9 protein-coding genes are annotated in these 14,541 nt (G+C 58.1%); 3 read left to right on the top strand and 6 right to left on the bottom strand.

From position 1 onward, the window contains the following. The first annotated feature begins 233 nt into the window (after positions 1-233). Positions 234-3,011: a hypothetical protein gene (locus CVT63_01380; GenBank protein ID PKQ28728.1), complete on the top strand. Its 2,778-nt coding sequence runs from the start codon at positions 234-236 to the stop codon at positions 3,009-3,011. Positions 3,012-3,125: 114 nt separating this feature from the next. On the opposite strand, the gene CVT63_01375 is transcribed toward CVT63_01380, so the two are convergent. From CVT63_01375 to CVT63_01350, 6 genes are read right to left on the bottom strand one after another with little or no spacing between them, the layout of a single operon-like run. Then, positions 3,126-4,184, bottom strand: coding sequence for a hypothetical protein (locus tag CVT63_01375; protein ID PKQ28727.1), 1,059 nt, complete (start codon positions 4,182-4,184; stop codon positions 3,126-3,128). A 55-nt stretch (positions 4,185-4,239) separates the two neighbouring features. After that, the gene (locus CVT63_01370) at positions 4,240-5,322 is read right to left on the bottom strand and encodes a hypothetical protein (GenBank protein PKQ28726.1); all 1,083 of its coding nucleotides are present in this window, start codon (positions 5,320-5,322) and stop codon (positions 4,240-4,242) included. A gap of 44 nt (positions 5,323-5,366) precedes the next feature. Beyond that, positions 5,367-6,986, bottom strand: coding sequence for a hypothetical protein (locus CVT63_01365; protein PKQ28725.1), 1,620 nt, complete (start codon positions 6,984-6,986; stop codon positions 5,367-5,369). Between the two features lie 9 nt (positions 6,987-6,995). Then, on the bottom strand, positions 6,996-8,195 hold the full coding sequence (locus tag CVT63_01360; protein PKQ28724.1) for a hypothetical protein: 1,200 nt from the start codon (positions 8,193-8,195) through the stop codon (positions 6,996-6,998). Between the two features lie 3 nt (positions 8,196-8,198). Further along, on the bottom strand, positions 8,199-9,605 hold the full coding sequence (locus CVT63_01355; protein PKQ28723.1) for a hypothetical protein: 1,407 nt from the start codon (positions 9,603-9,605) through the stop codon (positions 8,199-8,201). A gap of 52 nt (positions 9,606-9,657) precedes the next feature. After that, positions 9,658-10,077 carry a hypothetical protein gene (locus CVT63_01350; GenBank protein PKQ28730.1) on the bottom strand — a complete coding sequence of 140 codons (420 nt, stop codon included), beginning with the start codon at positions 10,075-10,077 and terminating at the stop codon, positions 9,658-9,660. Between CVT63_01350 and CVT63_01345 the strand changes: the two genes are divergently transcribed. Both CVT63_01345 and CVT63_01340 read left to right on the top strand, forming a co-directional pair. Continuing rightward, positions 9,832-11,646: a hypothetical protein gene (locus tag CVT63_01345; GenBank protein ID PKQ28722.1), complete on the top strand. Its 1,815-nt coding sequence runs from the start codon at positions 9,832-9,834 to the stop codon at positions 11,644-11,646. The two genes, CVT63_01350 and CVT63_01345, sit on opposite strands and share 246 nt — an antisense overlap. Further along, on the top strand, positions 11,568-14,528 hold the full coding sequence (locus CVT63_01340; GenBank protein PKQ28721.1) for a hypothetical protein: 2,961 nt from the start codon (positions 11,568-11,570) through the stop codon (positions 14,526-14,528). Before CVT63_01345 ends, CVT63_01340 begins: the two co-directional genes overlap by 79 nt. Positions 14,529-14,541: the final 13 nt, after the last annotated feature.

Genomic DNA, 14,541 nt, shown 5'->3' with positions numbered 1-14,541 from the left:
TGTCTCTTCCTTTTCCATTGTCTGTCGATCCCATCGGACCACCTCCTTGGACGAAAGATTAACCCTTAATCCGTGTCCAAGAAAACTGGGTCCACTATAGGAAGTGCGAACTGCAAACACCTCTGTGGAACGCCTACTGCAACTGGGTAAAAACAACCGACAGTCTGAAATGACTTCCGCCAAACGTATAACAGTGCAGGAACAAGAAAGAAGTTTTTTGACAGGAGGATGACATGAAACGTTTCAAGTGGTTGGCGCACAGGCTCCTGTTTGTTGTCGCCCTCATGCTCGCGGTGATGCTTGCCGCGCCTGTTTGCATGGCGGGGGGAGAGTGGGCCGCCAACGGGGTCGCCTTGCGAAAGATCGCGGGACTCTCAGACGCCGAGAACCCCACCATAACAACCGATGGCGCGGGCGGCGCCATCATCACGTGGGATGACGAGCGTGTCGGCGCCACTGGCATCTACGCGCAGAAGGTGAACTCCGCAGGCGCTCCCCAGTGGACGGCCAACGGCGTTGCCTTGCGAAAGATCGCGGACTTAGACGTCGAGAAACCCATCATAACAACCGATGGCGCAGGCGGCGCCATAGTCACGTGGCTTGACTACCGCTCCGGCGTCTGGGACATCTACGCGCAGAGGGTGAACTCCGCGGGCACCCCTCAGTGGACGGCCAACGGGGTCGCCTTGCGAAAGATCGCGGGCTCAGACGCCGAGGAACTCGCCATAACCTCTGATGGCGCGGGCGGCGCCATAGTCACGTGGCAGGACAAGCGCTCCGGCGTCTGGGACATCTACGCGCAGAGGGTGAACTCCGCGGGCGCCCCCCAGTGGACGGCCAACGGCGTGCTTTTGCGCAACATCGGGGGCTCAGGTGCCTATTCCCCCACCATAACAACCGATGGCGCGGGTGGCGCCATAGTTACGTGGTATGACTACCGCTCCTACCACTCTAACATCTACGCGCAGAGGGTGAACTCCGCGGGCGCCCCCCAGTGGACGGCCGACGGCGTTGCCTTGCGCAACATCGCGGGCTCAAGCGCCCGGTTCCCCACAATAACATCGGACGGCGCGGGCGGCGCTATTATTACGTGGCGTGACGGGCGCTCCGGCGTCTCTGACATCTACGCGCAGAAGGTGAACTCCGCGGGCGCCCCCCGGTGGACGGCCAATGGGGTCGCCTTGCGCAAGATCGCGGGCTCAGACGCCTGGGACCCCACCATAACAACCGACGGCGCGGGTGGCGCCATAGTCACGTGGCTTGACGAGCGCTCCAGCGTCTATAACATCTACACGCAGAGGGTGAACGCCGCGGGCGCCCCCCGGTGGACGGCCAACGGGGTCGCCTTGCGAAGAAAGATCGCGGGCTCATACGTCTGGTCTCTCACCATAACAACCGACGGCGCGGGTGGCGCTATCGTCACGTGGGAGGATGATCACTTCGAGAGCCACGAGGACTACGATCCCCTCAACTCTGACATCTACGCGCAAAAGGTGAACTCCGCGGGCGCCCCTCAGTGGACGGCCAACGGGGTCGCCTTGAGGAGTATCGCTGGTAGGAGTATCGCTGGTGGTTCAGGGTCAGGGTTTTCTGGCCCTATTCCACCCGACGACATCGGTGCTCATTTCCCCATGATAACAACCGACGGCGCGGGCGGCGCTATCGTCACGTGGCAGGACAATCGCTCCGGCAACTCTGACATCTACGCGCAAAAGGTGAACTCCACTTCTTTCACTACCTGGTACCTGCCAGAGGGCACAACCGCATGGGGGTTCTCCACCTACATAACGATAGAGAACCCTAACGATATTGCTGTTAATACCACCATCACATACATGCCGACTGGAAAGGCAAACAAGATAGAGACGGTATCTCTTCCTCCGAACTCACAGACCACGCTCACAAACGACCACCTGATATCAGTCATGGGGGAACTGGTAGATTTCTCCACAAAGGTACAGTCCCAGAACTCCACAAAATCAATTGTCGTTGACAGAACCATGACGTGGACCGGAGAGTGCGCTCCTTGTGAGGAAGCCCACTCCTCCATAGGCGTGACATCCCCCGCTACAACGTGGTACTTCCCCGAGGGCTCATCTTTCTGGGGGTTTGAGACGTGGCTCCTCATACAAAACCCGAACGCCACGGACGCAACGGCAACCGTCACCTACATGATAGAGGGAGGGGAACCAAAAACGATTAACCACACTGTGCCCGCCTCTTCCCGAGCCTCCTTTAACATGGAGACCGACATAGGGCAGAAGGACGCCTCCATCAAGGTGGAATCAAATGTTCCAATCATCCCCGAGCGCGCAATGTACAGAAACAACCGGCGCGAGGGACACGACTCTATCGGCGCTACCACCCTGGCGATGACCTGGAGTCTCGCGGAGGGCGCGACAGGCTACGACGTGAACTACACAACGTACATACTCGTGCAGAACCCGTGGAACGGCCCAGTTGACGTTTCTCTCTACTACCAAACGCCCGACGGCGAGATTAATGGTCCATCGTTCACAATGCCCGCCAACTCCAGAAAAACCGTAAGGGTAAACGACTATATCCCTCCCAACACGGACGTCTCGACTTGTGTGTATAGCAGGAGCTACATAATCGCCGAGCGCGCCATGTACTGGAACAACGGAACGGGAGAAGCGTGCCACGACTCCATAGGTTCCAGTTCCACGGCATCCGCCCCCACGTTCTACTTTCCCGATGGAGAAACTACCAATGGACGCGAGACGTGGACGCTCGTTCAGAATGCGACAGACAAGGAAGCAACGGTAGAAATCACCTACCTTACCCCGACTGGCGAGGGCAACGTCACAAAGACCGAGACAATCCCCGCCAACTCCCGCAAGACGTTCAATATGGCCGAGCACTCAGGGATACAGGGAAGGGCCGCCATCAAGGTAAAGACTTCCAGCTGGAGCAGGGTGATAGTCGAACGCGCCATGTACTGGAACAACAGAGGCACCGGCACCGACACCATCGGCGGTCTTGTGGAATAAAAGGCATAATGGGGTCAAACCAAAATATGCGTTTTGCAACAGATAAATGATGGGAGCGCCCATAAAAACGCATATTTTGGTTTGACCCCATTATGCGTTTTCATGACCCCAAAGTTAAGGGCGCCAGCCGGGAAGGTTGCGCGCGAAGTGTTTCATGCCGAAGTTTTCGATGTTCGGCAGGATCGTTAGCCCGGCGCGAACGACTGATCGACGGACGAAGTCGGGCAACATGTCAAAGAATCGCTTGGCCGCGTAGTTGTGGTAGTAAGTCATTGTGGCCCGACGGAAATCACGGTACGCCCCGGCCTTGTCCTCGATCGCCCTTGCCGCGATCCTTCCCGATGTCAGCGCGCCAAGCATTCCGAAGAAAAGAAAAGGATCGATGACTCCCGCCAGTGTCCCTGAGAGTATCTTGTTTTCGTGGAACAGTCTGGGGTTGCGCACGCTTCCGACGGGGCATGCCCCGCTTCGCAACTCCGCCCACTCTTTGAACTCGACTCCCTCAGATGTGGCGAGCATCTCCACGTATTTCTCCTTGCCGGCGTGGCTGATGGGCTTGCCGCGCTGGAAGATAAGCCCAAACGAAATGCCGTTGATGGCGCAGTTGAACGCGTAATCTTTGCTGAAGTCATCCATCCAGAGTGAGACGGTTGTCCGGTCGTGGTCGACAGTCCCCTTAGCGAAGTAACCGTATAGCGGCGAGTACGGTATGTTGAGCGCCGCATAAGGTTCGATCTTCAAGCCTGTCGCCACTATAGTGTCCGCAGGAAGCCGCGCGTAATCGCTTTGTGAGATCACGGGATGGTCGAATTCAACTTCCACGCCGAGTGAGCGCGCTTCTTCAAAAAGGAGGTTGTCCAGCGACGTCTGGCGAGATCCCCTCTCGACCATGTACATCTTTGTTGATGAACTCATGGGGAAGTTGAACCGCTTGCCCCACGCGTATATGTAAGCCTCGTCTATTAGTTTTACCGCCGGCGCGATGTCCACTCCGGTGTAGTTTTTGATAGCCTCCAGTTCGAACGGGCTTCCCGCCGGGTCAGGCCGGAACTCAGGCATGCCGCCAATGCGTTTTTCGCGCTCGAGGATCCGAACCGTGTTCCCGCCGCGGGCAAGGTTGATCGAGGCGACCAGTCCCGATAGTCCCGCGCCGACAATTGTCACTTCAGCCATTTTTACCTCTCCGACTTTAAAAAAGGTCTGACTCCAAAAGTTAAATCGCTGGTTGTTACCGGGGTATCTCTAGATATCCTGGCAGCGCTTTCAAAAAAAAGTTGGTCGCGAAAGCGAGTTTGTCCGCGTGCTCCTGCATCCACTTGACCTGCGGCCCCATAAACGCTTTCTTGTAGCCGACGGGTGTCGCGTCGAATATTTTTCGCGCGAAAAGATTGCGCCTGAAATGTCGCGTGTATTTAACGAAGAGCGCGTACGCCTCGGCCTTGTCCTGGTGAGCCATCGCGGCGATTTTGCCCGATACGAGGGCGCCGTGAACGCCGAACAGCGCGAACGGATCCATCATCCCGGAAAGTGTCCCGGCCAGTATCTTGTCGCCGGCGAACATTCTCGGGTTGTTGCGCGAGGCTGTTGGAGCGACGCCCTCGTGGTAATCCCAAACTGAACAACGCATTTCCTCCTGCCCGGCGAGCTGCATCTCACGGAAGCGCTCGAACTCACTGTCCTTGATAGGCTCACGGGCAAAGTAGAGCGCGAACACAACGCCGTTATTGGATCCGTAGTACGCGTAGTCAAGGGTGTAATCGCAGAACCATACGCCGCAACTGGGCCAGTTGTCCGTTTTTCCTCTGCCGACGTAGCCGAACACTTTTTCGTAAGGGATATTTAGCGCCTCGAACGTTTCGACGTACAGGCCCGTAGCTATAATCGAGTCCGGGGGAAGCATGGCGTAATCGCCCTGCGTTAAGAGTGGCCGGTTGAACTCGAAAGAGACGCCGGCGTCCAGGCAGAGGTTGTAGAGTTGAACGTCGAGCGCCGTCTTGCTGATGCCTCTCTCCACACAGTGGAGGTTGACCGCCTTTATGTCCATAGGCGCCTTGTAATCGTAGATGTAGCAATTCCAGTTCTCGCAAGGCCTGATCTGCGGCTCGCCGAGCTTGATGCCCGTGAACTTGCTCAATGGGCCGCACTCGAGCGGCGTGACGTCCACGGCGGGGTGCGCCTCCGGCATGCCGCCGACACGGTCGAACCGGTCGAGGATCAGCACGTCCTTGCCATCTCGCGCAAGGTTCAACGCCGCCGTAAGGCCGGCGAGGCCGGCGCCGGCGACAATGACTTCATTGGAGTTCGCGGCCATGGTCTAAACCTCCCGTGTCTTTGCCGTGAGATTGCTCATTCACGTCAGAAACATATCTTTTTCATGCAGCCGGTGTCGTACTCCCAGCGGCGGTTCGAGATGTTGTTCGGGTCGAGCGCCATCTTCATCTTTGTGAACGCGTCCATGAGCTGAACCATATTTGGCTGGGCCGCGGCCATGGCGAGGTCCATCATGGGGAACAGGCCCTTGACGAGCGCCCCGCCGCCGGCGGCTATGATCATTCCGTGGCTCATGGCGGTAGCGGTCGCGCGGCCGTATCCCAGTACTATTCTGATCAAGTCGTCCTTGTCCGCCTGATTTGTGTACACGTCGTATTCCATGTAGGCGCTGCGGCCCATGTGGTAAGGCTGCAAGTACGTGCTCGCGTCGTCCGGAGGAAGGGCGTCGTCGTTTGTTCCGACCTGATTCGTGCACGCCGCGCGCATTTTCTTTTCGATACCGACCATGTTTTCCAGTTTATCTATGAGCGCGCCGATGACGAAAGAGCCGCGTACGCGCTGAACTCTCACGGTTACGTTGAAGAATTTGACCCACTTTTCCATGTCCACGTACTCGTACTCCGCGGTCATGTCTTCGATTGCTTCCTTTGGGAGGTAGTCGAACATAGGAAACTTGTCCTGGAGCATGCGTTGTGTCACCTCGGCCTTGAGGTCGGCCTCTTCCTGGGAACCGCCGCCGAAGATCGTGACCAGGTTATGGCGCGGCATGAGTTCTGTTATCTTGCTCGCCTCGGCGTTGGTGTCTCCCATGAAAATACCGTAAAAAGAGTTCATCAGGTGCGCGAGCTCAAGTGAGAGATTATCTTGCGCGACCGAGTAGAGGGCCTCGGCCATCACTTCGAGTTTGTCTTCTTCGTACGCCGGGAATATCTGCTGGTGGCACGGCGCCTCGGGGTAAAGCCGGACGGTCATCTTGGTCACTATTCCGTATGTTCCGAACGCGTACCGGAACAGGCAGGAGAGGTCGGGGCCAGGACCGGGCACGGCGCCTTTTGCGGCGCCGTACGACGAAGCGCCCGTCTTCAATAGTTCGCCCGTCGGCAGCGCCACCTCGACATCAATGATGTTGTCCATGCCGAACCCGTACTTTGACGCCATGGTGTTGATGTTGCAAAAGAGGTGGTTGCTCAAGACGCCCGCAGTTGCCGAAGTCGAAGGGTTCAGCACGCGGCAGCCGACCCGTTGCGCGGCGGCCTGGAGCATCAGGTAGTTGACGCCAGGCTCGATGGTGGCGAACATATTCTCGCCGTCGATCTCTACGATGTTGTCCATTCTGCGAAGGTCGCAGAGTATCCCGCCGTACGACGGAAGCGCGATGCCCGCTGTCGTCAGGCCAGTGCCGAACGGCATTACGTCCAGCAGGCGCTCGTTGGCGACGCGGTAGATGGCCTGGACCTCCTCGACACTGGCGGGCATCGCCACGATGTGCGGGTACGATGCCGGCTTGAAGCTCTGGTCGCGGGCGTATCCGCAAAGGATGGATGGCGCGTCGGTCGCCCACTCTTCTCCAAGAGCTTCCCTCAGATCGTCGAGCGCGAGGCCGAGGTTCTCCTCCCGGTTGTGCTCGGGATCCTTCTCCATGACATGAGGCCGGTGGACAACTCTTCTGGCGCGTAGCCCCTCTCTTATCCTGCTCTTTGCCATGAGTGCCCCCTATAGCGCCTGGTCGAGCAACTCGGCCAGATCGTATATTTTCATGTTTGATTTGCGTTCGGCTACGGCGTCTGAGAACATGCGTACGCAGATGGGGCACGCGGTGACGATGGCTTCAGCGCCGACGTGCTCGGCCTCAAAAAGCCGCTCTTTTGCTACTTGAAGAGCGAATTCGCTTTCCCAGAAAAACACGCCACCGCCCCCGCCGCAGCACAACGCGTTCTTGCGTGCTCGCTCGAACTCGAGGAGCTGGAGCCCCGGTATCGCCTCGAGCACCGCGCGCGGCTCGTCGAAGACGCTCATGCGCCGTCCCAGTCTGCACGGATCGTGGTAGACGGCTTTGACTTTGACCTCTTTGGACGGCTTCAGCGCTCCGTCTTTGATCAGTTTCGCTGCCATCTCCGCGAAGTGGTAGACCTCCATGTCGTACGTCTTCGTGTACTCCTCCCGGAGAACCGCATACGCGTGCGGGTCAGCGGTGACGACCTTTGTCACCCCCGCTTTCTCGAATTGCTCGATGTTCGCGGCGGCGAACGTCTCGAAGAAATCGCGGTCGCCGATGAGGAGCGGCGCGCTGCCGCTCGAGACCTCCGCGGCGCCCATCGTGCCGTAGTCAACCCCTGCGTGGTCGAGCACCCGGGCGACCGCACCCGCGCGCTTGGCCTGTGACGGCCTCGAGTAGTCGTCGCCCACGAACAGCAGGTACTCGACCCGCTCTGAGAGCGCGTTCTTCATCTTGAGGCCCTTTGTCCACTCAACCCTTTTCTCAGAAGGTATCCCGTAAGGGTTGTCGGTTTTCTCCAGGTTTTCGAGCATCTCCGAGAAGTGGTCGAGCGGCGCCCACCCGTCGGCTACCGCCTGTTCGCGCATGAGCTGTATGACCCACAGCGGGTGCAACTGTTTGACCGGATAACAGCGGTCTTCACACGAGCCGCAAAGCATGCACGTGTACAGGGCGTGCCGCATCATGTCGTCAGGCTCTATCTCGACGAGATCCAGGCAGCGCGCCATCTCGAGTTTGCCGGACGCGTAGTACGCCTCGTAGCGGAATCTGGTACCCGAAGGGCAGTTGCGCCAGAAGCGCGGGTCATCGCACTGTTGCGCCATGACGCCCTGGCATAGTTTGCACTTGCCGCAAAGCGAGAAATCTTCCCTGAGTTCGGCAAGGGCCTCGCGCGGGGCTGTGATTCTCCGCTTCATGGATTAGATTCCTTCCAGCAGTTGGTCCGGGTTCAACAGGCCTTTTGGATCGACCGTCCTCTTGAACAACTTGATCATGTTCACGTAGGAGGGATCCATTTTCGCGTACAACATTTCGGCCACGGGCCCGCGTGGTTTGTCGATGAAAGCGTTGCCGTCGATAAGCGCCTTGTAAGCCTCGAGGCGGGCCGCTTTGACCATGTCTGTTGCTATAGTGTCTTCAGGGTTGTAGTAAATATCGGCCTCACAGTAGGCCGAGGCGCCGAAGTAAACGGGAACCACTATTTTGCCGAGGCTCTCAGGCTTTATCCCGGCGGATTTTGCCTGCTCGTCTATTATTTCGAAAGTGTCCGGCACGTTTTTGAAGTAGTTGTAGCAGTTGACGGTGTCGGTCCGTCCACCGAAGAAATCGCGGTCGTAGATGTTCCACGGCTTTTGAAGCGCGGCCTCGCACATCTGTGGAACCTGGCCCGACAAGCGTTTTCCTCCGAGATCCCCGGCGGCGTCCTTTATGTACCGCTCCCAGGCGTCCACCAGGTCTTTGTAATGCTCCACTGTGAACACAACGGTCCACGGCTTGAGCTTTTTCCTGATGCCCGCGACAGCGGCGGCGTTGCCCTCCGCGAGCAGTACCGAAAGATAGCGGTCGTTTGCGGCGAACGACTCGAAGCACCACTCGGCCCGGCTCACCGTGTAAAGAAGGTCTTTCGCGCGCGCGAGGTCATCGAAGCCGAAAGCGATGAGCCTGCGCTCTTCGCGGTTGGGGTATGTGTAAACCAGGCCGTAATACGGGATGCCGAATATGTCCTCGGACGCCCCGAAGAACGGCGAGAACTGAGGACCCTGGTCTTCCCTGAAGTCGGCGTGGCCTTCGTCGGTGAGTTGCTGGGAACCCGAGACCCACATTTGCCCGTCGGCCATCATCGCGTGGAAGACGGAGATGTGCGGGTGCCTGTAACCTCCCTCGCCCATGAGCGCGTCGCGATCCATGTATGACCTGACGACGCCGGGCGAGGTTCCCGCGAGCGGGAAGAGCAGCCGCTGGTTTTCTCTGGCAAGTTCCCTCGAGAGTTGCTCGAAGGTCACCCCGGCGTAGACGTGCGCCGTGAGGTTTTTTGCGTCGATCTTTTTGATCTGATTCATCCGAGAGAGGTCTATGAGGATTCCTTTCTTTCCCGAAAGGTTTCCGCAATCGGTCTTGCGTTTGATCGAGAACAACGGCGTCTCGCTCTCGTAGGAGAACGCGGCCACGTCGGAGAGCTGATCCACGTTTCGCGGCCTGGCAACGATGAGATCCGCTTCCTCGAGTGGCTCCGTGAAATACGATGAGATGGTCTTTGTTCCGGTAAGCACGTTATCTTTTCCGAGCAGCCTCTCGAGTTCTCTGGCGGCGCTTGCCGAGCCGTTCATCCTAAACGCTCCTCCATGTCGCAACGGGTCAAGCCTTGTCGGTCGTCCAGGCTCAACTGACGTCAATTATCGATTCCAGGCCTTTTTCAGTGAGAATCTCGGGATATATCTTGAACGCGGGCTTGATGACCGGCAGTAGCTTGAGCAATTTGGGGACGGAGCCCTCCGACTCGATGTCTCCGATTGTCAGCGCTTTGATGAGGTTGAGCTTGCCGAGCCAGAACTTGTGCGCGACGTCGAGCGACATCCGAAGAGTCGCGTCGGCATTCGAGAAATTTTGCGAACCGGGGAGCAAGAGCATCTCGTCGCCAGAGCAGTCAACCCACACTTCGCCATCAGGGTCGCTGTAGATGAAATGGACCACCAGATTCGAGGCCAGCGCCTTTTCTCTGGTGACAGGGTCGTCGGCCAGCCGCAGGAAGAGTTCTTTTATCGAATCATAAAAAGGCTGAATATCACTGAAGTACGGCATTTCCACGTCTCCTTTTTCTCATGCCTGGTTATAATATCAGTTGATCTGGCCTGTGTGGAGATGCTGTCTACCGGCACAGGAAAAAGAACTCGTTTGCATGGATTGTCACGGGAGAAATGGATGAAAGCAGTTGTAATTGGCAGTGGTCCCGGAGGAAGTTCATGTTCGGCGCTGCTCGCGAGCCGCGGGGTTAACGTCACTTTGCTCGAGCAGAACACCGTTATTGGAGGCAAGTGTTCCACCTATGAGGAGAACGGCTATAAGGTTGACACCGGCATTCACATGTTCGCGACCGGCTCGAGAGGGCCTCACGGGCAGACGGCCCGAGGGCTTGGCGTAGCGCAGCCGTGGTTGACGCGGAACCCCGCTGAGACGATGTGGATGAACGACAGGGGATTTTTTCAGCTCTACCAGAAAGTGACGAGTCCCCGGGCCATCAAGGAACTGGCCATGGCGAACATCACGGGAAAGCACAGGATCGACGTGCTTAACTTGCTGTACCGCTCGGTCAAGAGCTTTGGCTTTCCCGGAATGTTGCGCGAGCTGTCGGGCGTGGCCAGGGCTTTGCCCGGCACAGTTGCCAGGTACGACAACATAACCGTAAGGGATTTTCTCCACCTGTTTACCGACGACGAGGGTGTTCACAGGGCCATGAATTGCCTTTCGATGCTTTTGCTTGTCGTTCCGTACAACAAGGCTTCGGCGGGCGAATTCATTCATGTTGTTTCCGAGATATTTCGATACGGCACTCTCGGAGTGCCGAAAGGCGGCGCGATCGAGGTGCCGGGGTCGTTCCTGCGCGCCTTCAAGCGTGACGGGGGACGCTTGGTGCTGGGCGTCGCGGCTGAAGAGATAACCGTCGAGGGCGCCCACGTGACGGGAGTCCTCGGTTCGGACGGGGAGCGGTATCCCGCCGACGTGGTTATCTCCAGCGCCGGCCTGAAGCAGACGGTGAAGCTGGCCGGTGAGCAGAACTTCCCTTCCGAGTACGTGGATTATGTCAAGTCGCTAGAGCTTTCCTACTCCTGGATCGCCAGCAAGCTCTTTCTGGACAGGAGGGTTGTCGATCTCAAAGCGCCGTCGTTTTTTCCGATCCCACTGATGGATCCTGATCGTATTTTCTCGTACTGCGATGAGCCGGACGGCGTGCCTGACGATCCCTTCATATTCGGGCCTGTTCCGACGGAGTGGGACTCGACGCTGGCGCCACCGGGACACCAGCTCATCTTGATCGGGGCGGCAACTTCAAATAATGTGGATCAGGAGGAGCGCAGCAAGAAGATACTGGATGTCGCGGAGCGGAAATATTTTAGTTTCTTTCCAGAGGTAGAAAAAAACATCGTCGCCAGGAGCCGCATTACAAACAAGGACACCAATCGCATCACGCGAAAGGGAACCGGCGAGTGTATTGGCATTGCTCAGATACCCGGGCAGGTCGGCGCCTCGAAGCCGCACCCGAAGATGCCGCTGGAGGGGCTCTGGGCTGTAGGATGCGACGCGGGTGGGCGAGGTGTAGGCACGGAACAGGGAACCGCCTCCGGGATGCTCGTTGCGAGCCTGGTCAGTTAAGCGGACACCGGTTGCATGGAAGGATGAAGATGCGACGGTTTGAGTTGATTGCCACAAGGCCGTTGGTGGCGGCACTGGCGTTTATCCTGTTTTTGTCCATATCAGCGTGCGCATGGGCCGCCGCGCGTGGGCCTGTGCCACCGTCGGAGGCGAAGGAAAACGCGGCCAGGCTCATACTGAAGGTTGCCGCCGCCGGGAACCATCCGGGTGGCATGCCGCGCTGGCGTAGCGCGCGCGCGGGCGAACCGCTTCTCATCAGTAGTAGCGATGGGAAGCCGTCGGAGTACATGGTTCCGGTGCTGGATAGTTCGAATAAGACCATTTCCACTGTCGGTGTCGATGCCGAGCACGGGGATTGGCACTGGTACAGCGACTATTCTCTTGACAAATTTCCACTTGTGTCCGCGAGCGAAGCCTCTTCGATGGTTAAAGGATGGATGAAACGAAAAGGCATGGGAGTTTCTTCGCTGTCTGTTCCTTCGCTGAGGATCGCGCCCGACAAGCGCATCTACTGGTTTTTCAAGTCTGATGGCTCGCGGATAGCTGAGGTTTACGCGCCCGTGTTTTCAAAAGAAGAACCCTCAGACAAGCCGTGTAGCGCATCCAAACTCACACGGACGACTGACGAGATGTCGAGCAAGACGGTGACCGGCGCGAGCGTGGCAAAAAGCAGGAGCTCACGCGGCGCGGGAGCGCCGGTGTTTCAACCTGGCACAGGGCCCGTGGCCTATGACATTGAAGGCATTCCGTATCACGCCCAGGAGACGAGCTGGTGGTGCGGCCCCGCGTCGCTGGAGATGGTGATGGATTACTTTGGCCCGGATGTCAACCAGGGTGAGATCGCCGGAGTCGCGAACCAGGGCGTCAGCTACGGCGTTTGTAACAGCGAGCTTGCGAGAGCGGCGCATTTTTCCAATAAGAGTGTTTCGATACAGAACATCAATCTTCGTGGTTATCACGAGCGCTCATCAGGTTACGGGATGGCATCCGCGTTCTGGGAGGACGGTTCGGCCAACTATGACCGGCGGTACGCGGACATCAAGGATCTGATCTCGCAGGACATTCCTGTGATCGCGCTTACCTACTACTGGGATCCTCCATCGTCAGGGCACTTCAGGGTGGTCAAAGGATACAACGACGATCTTGGGATTTTTATCGTTCACGATCCGTGGTACGAAGGATCGCCTTCTGGCCCCGATGTCAACTTCAACCAGGCGCAGTTCGTAGACACACTCTGGGAATACTCGAATCGCTGGGCGATGATCGCGGCGCCGTGGATTGTGGATGTCAACAAGCCGTACAGTGTAACAGCGGGCCAGACTTTTGCCGTCACGGCGGATGTAAATTACCGCGGATCCGGGCCGATGGCCGAACAGTATAGCGTCGAGAATCCCACGGCGACGCTCCAGGCCGGAAGCGCCGACTATGAGATTGTCTCGGGGCCGGCAAATGAACCTGTCGCAGGGATAGACATGACAGGCAGCGCTGGCGCCGTGTCGTGGACGGTCAAAGCGCTGCGGACAAGGCGGACCGACAATATTCAGGTTGTGGCGCAAGGCATTGTCTCGGGCAGCACAGCAGCTTACGGCGACTACGAAGATACGATCGGCGGAGTGGGCGCTGGGGCGCCGCCCGCCGGGCCCACAACGCGCGCCTGGGGGCACGACTCGGTAGGCGCGTCCAGTCCGTCTGAGACGTGGTACCTCGCAGAAGGGTGCACCGGCGACGGGTTCGAGACGTGGGTTTTAGTGCAGAACCCGAATGCTATACTGGAGACCAACGTAAAACTGGATTTTCAGACGAGCCAGGGAAAATTCGACGGGCCGTCTGTCACTATCCTGCCCGGCTCGAGGATGACGTTCAACGTAGCGGATTGGGTTCCAAATGAGTATGACGTCTCGACTACCGTCACTTCACAACGCGCTGTTGTGGCTGAGCGGGCGGTATACGCTTTCAGCCGGACGGTCGGCACCGACTCTATCGGGGCAAAAACGCCACTTGCCAAATGGTATCTCGCCGAGGGTTGCACAAACGGCGGCATGGAGACGTGGATACTCGTGCAGAACCCGAACAGTGAGGACGCGCGGATCACTTTGAGTTATATGACGTCTCATGGACCGGAAACGGGCCCCACGGCAAAGTTGCCAGGCAACTCACGAATGACTTTCAATGTGGCCGATTCCGTTCCTGACGAGTGGTCCGTTTCAACAGTTGTGTCCTCCAACCGTCCCGTGATCGCTGAGCGCTCTATGTACGGGAACGGCAGGACATGGGGGCATGATTCGGTAGGCGCGCCCGGCCCGTCGCTCAACTGGTACCTTGCCGAGGGGTGCACCGGCGCCGGGTTCGAGACGTGGGTTCTGGTACAGAACCCTAACGATGAAGCGGCAAGCGTTACTCTGGCTTTTATGACCGAATCCGGTCCGGCGAGCGGGCCAACCGCGATTGTGCCGGCAAACTCCAGGAAGACGTTTTTTGTCGCCGACTTTGTGCCGAATCAGTGGTCTGTCTCGACCACGGTAAACTCAACGATGCCGGTTATCGCCGAGCGCGCCATGTACGGCAACAACCGGAGTTGGGGGCATGACTCCATCGGGGTTACCCAGCCGGAGACAACGTGGTACCTTGCCGAGGGGTGCACCGGCGCCGGGTTCGAGACGTGGGTCCTGGCGCAGAACCCTGGTGATGAGGACACCGTGGTGACTATCACGTACATGACGCCCGCCGGGCCGGTTCCCGGTCCCGTGGAGACGTTGCCCGCTCACACGCGGAAGACCTATAACATCGCGGACACTGTTTCCGGCGAGTGGCAGGTTTCCACCATGGTCACAGGATCACGTCCGATAATCGCCGAGCGCGCCATGTACGGCAACCGACAGTAAAATAGAATAGGGG

Source organism: Candidatus Anoxymicrobium japonicum (assembly GCA_002843005.1).
Taxonomy (GTDB): domain Bacteria; phylum Actinomycetota; class Geothermincolia; order Fen-727; family Anoxymicrobiaceae; genus Anoxymicrobium; species Anoxymicrobium japonicum.
This window is presented reverse-complemented; position numbering and strand designations above follow the sequence as displayed.

What these genes read in the sequence shown, in the direction of transcription:
- CVT63_01380 (PKQ28728.1), top strand. Translation starts at nt 234, where the DNA reads ATGAAACGTTTCAAGTGGTTGGCGCACAGGCTCCTGTTTGTTGTCGCC.
- CVT63_01375 (PKQ28727.1), bottom strand. Translation starts at nt 4,184, where the DNA reads ATGGCTGAAGTGACAATTGTCGGCGCGGGACTATCGGGACTGGTCGCC.
- CVT63_01370 (PKQ28726.1), bottom strand. Translation starts at nt 5,322, where the DNA reads ATGGCCGCGAACTCCAATGAAGTCATTGTCGCCGGCGCCGGCCTCGCC.
- CVT63_01365 (PKQ28725.1), bottom strand. Translation starts at nt 6,986, where the DNA reads ATGGCAAAGAGCAGGATAAGAGAGGGGCTACGCGCCAGAAGAGTTGTC.
- CVT63_01360 (PKQ28724.1), bottom strand. Translation starts at nt 8,195, where the DNA reads ATGAAGCGGAGAATCACAGCCCCGCGCGAGGCCCTTGCCGAACTCAGG.
- CVT63_01355 (PKQ28723.1), bottom strand. Translation starts at nt 9,605, where the DNA reads ATGAACGGCTCGGCAAGCGCCGCCAGAGAACTCGAGAGGCTGCTCGGA.
- CVT63_01350 (PKQ28730.1), bottom strand. Translation starts at nt 10,077, where the DNA reads ATGCCGTACTTCAGTGATATTCAGCCTTTTTATGATTCGATAAAAGAA.
- CVT63_01340 (PKQ28721.1), top strand. Translation starts at nt 11,568, where the DNA reads ATGCGACGCGGGTGGGCGAGGTGTAGGCACGGAACAGGGAACCGCCTC.